The sequence below is a fragment of the Serratia sp. DFXYC6 genome (genome assembly GCF_057196085.1).
Genome location: NZ_JBXUNV010000012.1, coordinates 1 through 3,650, shown reverse-complemented (window position 1 = coordinate 3,650; position 3,650 = coordinate 1). Strand labels below are relative to the sequence as shown.

The 3,650-nt window shown below is 47.2% G+C and carries 5 protein-coding genes; 2 read left to right on the top strand and 3 right to left on the bottom strand.

Going from position 1 to position 3,650, the window contains the following annotated elements:
* Positions 1-664 precede the first annotated feature (664 nt).
* The gene (locus AC2CGQ_RS24730) at positions 665-1,021 is read right to left on the bottom strand and encodes an entry exclusion protein 1 (RefSeq protein WP_484593927.1); all 357 of its coding nucleotides are present in this window, start codon (positions 1,019-1,021) and stop codon (positions 665-667) included.
* A gap of 676 nt (positions 1,022-1,697) precedes the next feature.
* Between AC2CGQ_RS24730 and AC2CGQ_RS24725 the strand changes: the two genes are divergently transcribed.
* A complete protein-coding gene (locus tag AC2CGQ_RS24725; RefSeq protein ID WP_484593926.1) occupies positions 1,698-1,811 on the top strand; it encodes a replication initiation protein in 114 nt (37 codons plus the stop codon).
* A gap of 318 nt (positions 1,812-2,129) precedes the next feature.
* Here the strand turns inward: AC2CGQ_RS24725 and AC2CGQ_RS24720 are convergent, their stop codons facing one another.
* Positions 2,130-2,486 (bottom strand): HigA family addiction module antitoxin, encoded by a 357-nt coding sequence (locus tag AC2CGQ_RS24720; RefSeq protein WP_484593925.1) that lies wholly within the window; start codon positions 2,484-2,486, stop codon positions 2,130-2,132.
* A 207-nt stretch (positions 2,487-2,693) separates the two neighbouring features.
* Entirely contained in the window at positions 2,694-3,014 is a 321-nt protein-coding gene (locus tag AC2CGQ_RS24715) for a type II toxin-antitoxin system RelE/ParE family toxin (RefSeq protein ID WP_484593924.1), read from the bottom strand.
* 186 nt (positions 3,015-3,200) lie between these two features.
* On the opposite strand from AC2CGQ_RS24715, the gene AC2CGQ_RS24710 reads away from it, so the two are divergent.
* Complete coding sequence (locus AC2CGQ_RS24710) at positions 3,201-3,443, top strand: protein L (protein ID WP_484593923.1); 243 nt, start codon at positions 3,201-3,203, stop codon at positions 3,441-3,443.
* The last annotated feature ends 207 nt before the right edge of the window (positions 3,444-3,650 follow it).

Here is a 3,650-nt window from a genome sequence, read left to right as displayed (position 1 = left end):
ACCTAGAAAGTAGCAAAAAACGGTCTTCAAAATAGAAATTATTTCTTACTTACTAATTGTAATTAAAGGAAAAAAAATGCCATTTTATGTTGATAGCACTGCAAGGTTTTTACAAAAAACAACCGAACCAGAAGGTAGCGTATGGCGCTATTACTATAAGCCAGGAAATACATGTCCGGCTTCGGGGATTTACCGTTGTACTAACTGCGGCGATGAAGTGACATGCAACAAAGATGATCCATTGCCTCCGCAGAATCACAGGCAGCACAATGTACCAGGTGACATCCAATGGGAATTGGTTGTTATGACAAAGACGAAGTAACAAAAAAGCCGTCTATGGACGGCTTTTTTGTTACTGTTAATCTACGGTATTTACCATAACATCCGTTTCCCGCACCGACTCAGGCGCCCTCAGCGCGCTTCTGAGTCGGAAGCCACAAAACCCCCTCACTTCTCCGCTAAAACGCCCGCAAAATGGCATACAGGCCGTTTTGCAGCGTGAATGGTTATGCAGCCCAGTGTGCAGAGATCAGTTTCAGAGGGAAACGCCACCGAATCGCGTGTTTTTGCCGTTCTGCCAATGAATGTTAGAAACGGTGAACGGGCGGGCAATTCATTGCGCGGCCGTGAAGCGTTGGCCAAGCCGGCGGCGCGGCAGTGGGGATCAGCGGCGCCAGCGCTGCCACCACCGTTTGACGATCGCCGGTTCCGCCGGGGCCGGGTGGTGCTCCAGACGCAAGACCGCCGCTTTCAGATCGGCGACCTCCTGCCGTAATGCGCGTATTTCGGCGAGTAATACCGCCTGATCTTCTGTGCCAATGGGGTGTGACACCGTGTGCCGCGCATTCGTGCCAGCGGGTTGCAGCTCGCCGTACACACGCAGCAATTCCGTGGTTTCTAACTCCCGGCGTCCATAGGCATTAGTACGCCATGACACGCGACCTGCGGCCATATCGCGGTAGAGCGTACGCCGACTTTTGCCGGTCAATGCTTGTGCCTGCGCCACACTGTGCCATGCCATAGAGACCTCCTTTTTTTGGCACAGTATAGGGGAGATTCGGGGTGTCGGGGCTGCGCCCTGACCAGCGTGTTGTCAACGCCAGGAACACCGGCGGTAATGACAACACATTTCCTGTCCGTCACCCTCGTTTTGTAGCGTCGCCAACGGCGGTGCTACAAAACATATCCTGTCCCACATGAGAGCCAGCGGCAGGGTCGACAACACGTCACCGGATGAAGGCATGTAATGACGTCAAACGGGAACACGTTGCCTATCTTGCATCGTCAACTAAAGCCCCGCGATGACCGTGCGACACATCAGCTTCAGATGCACTTCCGCTTCCTCGCGTTGACAGACTACGCTAGCCAACACTGCGGCGAGCGGTGGGAATAAAAAGGGAAGGATAAAGAAGTCAGGGGCATGCAGAAAAACGGGAAAAGGCCACAGCCCGCCGGGCTGTTTTTCCATAGGCTCCGCCCCCCTGACAAGCATCACAAAATCTGACGCTCAAATCAGTGGTGGCGAAACCCGACAGGACTATAAAGATACCAGGCGTTTCCCCCTGATGGCTCCCTCGTGCGCTCTCCTGTTCCTGCCTTTCGGTTTACCGGTGTCACTCCGCTGTTATGGCCGCGGTTATCTCATTCCACGCCTGACACTCGGCTCCGGGAAGGCAGTTCGCTCCAAGCTGGACTGTATGCACGAACCCCCCGTTCAGTCCGACCGCTGCGCCTTATCCGGTAACTATCGACTTGAGTCCAAACCGGAAAGACACGACAAAACGCCACTGGCAGCAGCCATTGGTAACTGATGTGCGAGATATATGCTAAGAGTTCTTGAAGTGGAAACCGAACTGCGGCTACACTGGAAGGACAGATTTGGTGACATGTCTCGCACAAGACTGTTACCACGGTTAGAGAATCTGCCAGGATTAACTAACCTTCGAAAAACCACCTGCCAGGGTGGTTTTTTCGTTTACAGAGCAAGAGATTACGCGTACCGAAACCGGATCTCAAGAAGATCGTAAAAAGAAAATGATAACGGGGTTTTGCTCCCCCCCTCAAAAAAAGAAGGCTTCCTGTTAGAGAAGCCTTCTTTTTTGTGGGTATAACTTATTTATTAAAAAAAATCATGCAATTGCATGTTTTCTTACCAAATCATCAGCATGATGCTTTCTTTCTATAAGTTCATGAGCGGGAGTTACTCTTTCTATTTCTTCCTGTAACCTAGGGCTACTAGTAACCTCCCACAAATCAACAGACTGCTGTATATTAAGCCAGAACTTAGCAGTAGTATTGAATGCTTTAGCTAACCTAAAAGCCATATCGGTGGAAAGCTTTCTGTTATTGTTAACCAAAGCACTAGCAGAATTTCTATGCACGTTTAGCATCTCAGCTAAATCATTGATTTTTAAACCACTCGGCTCGAGATATTCATAAAGAATAATATCCCCTACAGTTGATGGTTTTCTAGTTGCCTGGGACATGCTTTACTCCTGAATTTTTACTTCTCTCTGTTTGATGAGGAAGATAAGTATTTCGTCTATTACCAGATGTATCGATTAGTGATTATCTTAAATTTAAATGTAGTTACGTCGCTTTATATTATTAATCATTCTTTTAATGACGTTTTAATGTAGGTGAGGGAACGCCTCACCTACTGATTTTATAAGATAACAGCCACGACCTGTTATCTATCGGTAATCATGTGGATCGAGATACAAGTCCTCGACTCCGTTTTCACCCCACTTAAATATCAAGCGGTACTTTTCGTTCACCCTTATAGATGAACACCCTGTCAATGGAGGGTTGAGATTTTCAAACCGATTCCCTGGTGGGGATCGCAAATCTCCGACTTTATCAGCAGCATTCAGCATATCCAGCTTGCGCTTCAATGAAGCATCTATCGTTGCTGGTATCTTTCGATTGGCTTTACCGTATTTATAAAATTGGTATAGCCAATCGTCTCGAAACTGAATGCGGCAGTCATCATCATGCTCATGATCTTGCTGCATTTTTATTTCACCTTATGTTCTGCCGTAACCCGGCAACCATCTGGACCACCGTTACCAAGGACATATTACAATAAAAAATAATCTTGCACAACAGCACTGTGCACTTGTGCAACCAGGGCTCTTGTTGTAACATGCACCAATGCACAGTGCAAGTGTGCGTAAAACAGATATGCTTGGAGGCTACAAATGGCTTTAGTTCGTGCAGGAAACAAGAACCAAATCAAGGAAGCAGGGGTAACATCCAACCCAGCCTTTGATACCGAATATAAACCTGGGGATACGTGTAAGTTTGAAGGGATTTACAAATGCACCGGCTGCGATAAAGAAGTAACAATCGCAGGAGGGAAAACAATACCTCCACAAAACCACCACCAACACACTCCTTCACAAGGGAATATTCGTTGGAAATTATTTGTTTACGCACAGTAAGGAAAAATAAAATGGCAGATCGCAGACCACTCAACTCACACGTTGTCGTGCCTAAACCTGGTGGAGGCACTCAACCACGAGATCGCAATAAGGATGGAAGAGTTCGCGGGAAACGCTCTGATGCAGGAAAACCTAGAAAGTAGCAAAAAACGGTCTTCAAAATAGAAATTATTTCTTACTTACTAATTGTAATTAAAGGAAAAAAAA

Bases quoted from the DNA above. Each gene is read 5' to 3' on its own strand.
- AC2CGQ_RS24730 (WP_484593927.1), bottom strand. From the start codon at position 1,021: ATGGCATGGCACAGTGTGGCGCAGGCACAAGCATTGACCGGCAAAAGT.
- AC2CGQ_RS24715 (WP_484593924.1), bottom strand. From the start codon at position 3,014: ATGCAGCAAGATCATGAGCATGATGATGACTGCCGCATTCAGTTTCGA.
- AC2CGQ_RS24725 (WP_484593926.1), top strand. From the start codon at position 1,698: ATGCACGAACCCCCCGTTCAGTCCGACCGCTGCGCCTTATCCGGTAAC.
- AC2CGQ_RS24710 (WP_484593923.1), top strand. From the start codon at position 3,201: ATGGCTTTAGTTCGTGCAGGAAACAAGAACCAAATCAAGGAAGCAGGG.
- AC2CGQ_RS24720 (WP_484593925.1), bottom strand. From the start codon at position 2,486: ATGTCCCAGGCAACTAGAAAACCATCAACTGTAGGGGATATTATTCTT.